Origin of the sequence: Zoogloea oleivorans, assembly GCF_008107625.1 — a bacterium.
In the GTDB taxonomy this organism is placed as follows: Bacteria; Pseudomonadota; Gammaproteobacteria; order Burkholderiales; family Rhodocyclaceae; genus Zoogloea; species Zoogloea oleivorans.
On sequence record NZ_SDKK01000069.1, the window covers coordinates 1 to 3,236 of the forward strand.

A 3,236-nucleotide genomic window follows, 5' to 3' on the forward strand; every position below is an offset into this window, starting at 1 on the left:
ATTGCCGGTGGTGTTGCTTATTTCGTTGAAACCTACCGGGCGGAACAGGCTGCACTGGAGCAGGCCACCCGCAGCGCCCGCCATTTCGCCACGCCTGCGATGCAGGTGATCGTTAGCGCCGGCCGGCCTGACGGTCATGACGAACTGGAGCGCTTGCTGGACAAGAGTCGTTTTGTCGGGCTGCAGGTCTTTGATCGTGATGGCAGTCCGGTTTACGAGAACTGGGGGAGTAGCACCGTTTCGCTGATAGACGTGCTTCGTGCCCAAACCTTGAAACGTCCCGAGGGGCACCAGATCCACCGCACCTGGATCGAAGTGGGTTCCGAGCATCTGATCCACGTCGTTGTCCCGATCTCCGGTAGCGATGGGCGTCTTGTCGGATATGTGAGGACCCTCAGCCGGCTCGATGCGGAAACTCTCCAGGCTCAACGGGACCAGGTTCGCACGGGGGCGCTTACCGCTATTGGCGCCGTGGTGGCGACAGCGCTGGTTCTATATCCCCTGATGCTGGCTTTGCTGCGGCGCTCAACGGACTTGTCCCGTTCCTTGCTGGACTCCAACCTGTCGCTGATCCGCTCCCTGGGAAACGCCGTGGCCAAGAAGGATTCCGGTACCGATGCCCACAACTATCGAGTCACGCTCTACGCGATTGGTTTGGCTGAAGCACTGGGGGTCTCGGCGGAAGATATCTCGCACCTGGTTGCCGGTGCCTTTCTGCACGACGTGGGCAAGATCGGGATTCCCGACAGCATCCTCCTGAAGGGGGGCTCGCTGACGCCTGCCGAACTCCTGGTCATGCAGACGCATCCGGTCCTAGGTACTGAGATCGTCACCGGAAACCCCTGGTTGCAGGAGGCTGCCGTGATCATCCGGCACCACCACGAACGTCTGGACGGAAAAGGTTACCCCGATGGTTTGCGCGACGAGGGAATTCCCCTCATCGCCCGGATCTTCGCCGTCGTGGACGTATTCGACGCGCTCACTTCCGAGCGCTCCTACAAGTCGCCGATGGGGCTCGACGAGGCCATGCAGATCATCCTGCGCGAATCCGGAAGTCACTTTGATCCGCGCATCGCGACCGCGTTCATGGATATCGCCCCTGCGTTGTACGTCACGATCACGCGGGCAGATCCGAACGAACTACGACAACGTCTCCATGAGGCGTTGTCGCGCTACTTCAAGCTGGGTGTATTGCCGCCGGTTGTGTAGTTCACGCTAGGTGCAGGACGTGTTCGGTAGGTGCGAGTCCCGTCGAGCCTTCGGTTGGTGATACCCTGATCGACTACCTGTTCTGCCTTCCATCTGCATGTCTGAAACTACCCGTCTCTTGATTGATCGCTGGAAGCAAGACCCGAATGGAACCTACCAGTCCTGGTTCTTGTGGCCCGAACGACTGAAGAACTTCCGCTCGATCCGGCGTGGAATCGGCCAGGTTATCAAGGAGATCGACGAAGGCAACTTCGGCAATGTCTATCAAGGATCTTCTCTCCAAACGGTCGTGGCCTCGATTGCCGAGCAGCGTCAGATCTTCAAGGGGGCCGACCATGCGTTCCTATGGAAGCCCAAACTGAGGATTCCGGATATCTACGAAGACCGGGACAATCAACGTGCCTTTGGACGGTTGCTGCATGCGTGTGATTGCTGCACCAAGGAGGCCGACGTGCTCCAAGCGATCCGCACGCTCGAAGCCAAGGGCATCAAGGGCCTGGGGCCAGCCGCGGCCAACCTGCTTTACTTCATTCATCCCACGATCGTCGTCCCGTTCAATACGGCCATCGTCAAAGGCTACAACGCCCTGACCGGCGCTGCGGTCAAGCTCGGGCGCTGGGATCATTACCTCGCGATGCGGCAGGGGCTCATCGAGTTCAACCAGCGCCACCGGGATCTTCTGTCCAATGATCTGGGTGCCGTGGCCGGGCTTATGTTCGACCTGGGCATGGAGCGCTACCCTTTTCCCCCCGCCGAGGGGGATGTCAAAGCAACCGATGCCTGGGCCAAGGATCTGGCCGCAGTCCGGGAGGAAACCGCCGCCTTTACCAAGCAACTTGACAAGAACCGGGTCTCCGACGAGGGACACACCGAAGTGCAAGGGTGGCTGAGAGACCTGGGGCTGGCCCTGGGGTTCTCGGTGTGGATTGCCAGCAACGATCAGAGTCGGCCCTATGGCGGAGGGCGTCTCGCCGACGGGTGTCTCACAGTCTTACCCCCGGCTTTGCAAAATGAAGGGGCTGACGCGGTGCGGCTCATCGATGTGATCTGGCTGGAACGAGAGTCTGGCGCAGTGGTGGCAGCGTTCGAGGTCGAACATACGACCTCAATCTACTCCGGCATCGTTCGGCTGCTGGATCTGGCCTTGTCTGGTGGTGCAGCCCAGCGCCATCATCTGTTCCTCGTCGCCCCGGATGAGCGAGAAGCCGATGTCCGGCAGCAGGTGCAGCGACCCGCGTTCTCGCAGGTTCGGGAACTCAACATCCGCTACCTACCGTACGGAGAGCTACGCCAACACCGGGAAGCCATCGCCCGGTTCGGAGTTGGCATCAAGCCTGTGGAAGCCATCGCCAGAATGTTCTGATGTGCATTTTGAGACTAGTCGCCATCGACAATGAATCTCGTGAGCCCCCAAGCTGCCTCAGGGTGCATTGAGGGCTCCCCTGTAACTCATGTACTTACGGGACTACTAGCTACCGTCACCATGTCGTAGTAGCGAGTCAAGCCGCATGACCTCATCGCCATGCATGATGATCTTCCGGCCATCCTTGGCTTCCATGACGGTTTCTTTCTTCATGCGAGTCGCCCGGCCGTACTTGTCTTCCATGGCCATTTTTCCGTCCTTGAAGATATAGACCGTCGAGCCATCTTTCAGCTCGATGACCTCTTTCGCTGCCGCCCGCGCCTCATCAGAAGCGAATGCGCCCGTTGTACCTATGATGCTCAGCGCGACCACGACCAGCATTTTCTTCAGCATTTCTCTCTCCTTCAGGCTGTGTGCAGGTGATCCTGCACTTGTATGATGGACGATGGCTCCTTACGGGAGCCAAACCGTCCGATGACAGTTTTGTCAGCGGCTTGTTATGTTGTTGGGCCGCCTTGTTGCTGGATGAAACATAGCTGCTGGCCCTCAACTGAGTGCCAAGGCTTGAGTGCGGTCGCGTCGGATCGACAAGTGAGTCCCGTCGGGACTACTTGCCCTTGGTCGCTTCGTAGAGGCCGTGTCCACCCACACCTTCTTCGTGGTT

The 3,236-nt window shown here is 59.1% G+C and carries 3 protein-coding genes; 2 read left to right on the top strand and 1 reads right to left on the bottom strand.

Annotation, left to right across the window (positions count from 1 at the left end; translation table 11 throughout):
• Window positions 1-1,209, top strand: a 1,209-nt coding sequence (locus ETQ85_RS25630; protein ID WP_148581809.1) for an HD-GYP domain-containing protein, incomplete at its 5' end; no start/stop codon positions are given.
• Window positions 1,210-1,306: 97 nt separating this feature from the next.
• On the top strand, window positions 1,307-2,572 hold the full coding sequence (locus ETQ85_RS25635; RefSeq protein WP_148581810.1) for a type II restriction endonuclease: 1,266 nt from the start codon (window positions 1,307-1,309) through the stop codon (window positions 2,570-2,572).
• Window positions 2,573-2,677: 105 nt separating this feature from the next.
• Here ETQ85_RS25635 and copK read toward each other — a convergent pair whose 3' ends face one another.
• Window positions 2,678-2,965, bottom strand: coding sequence for a periplasmic Cu(I)/Cu(II)-binding protein CopK (copK, locus tag ETQ85_RS25640; protein ID WP_148581811.1), 288 nt, complete (start codon window positions 2,963-2,965; stop codon window positions 2,678-2,680).
• Window positions 2,966-3,236 lie beyond the last annotated feature (271 nt).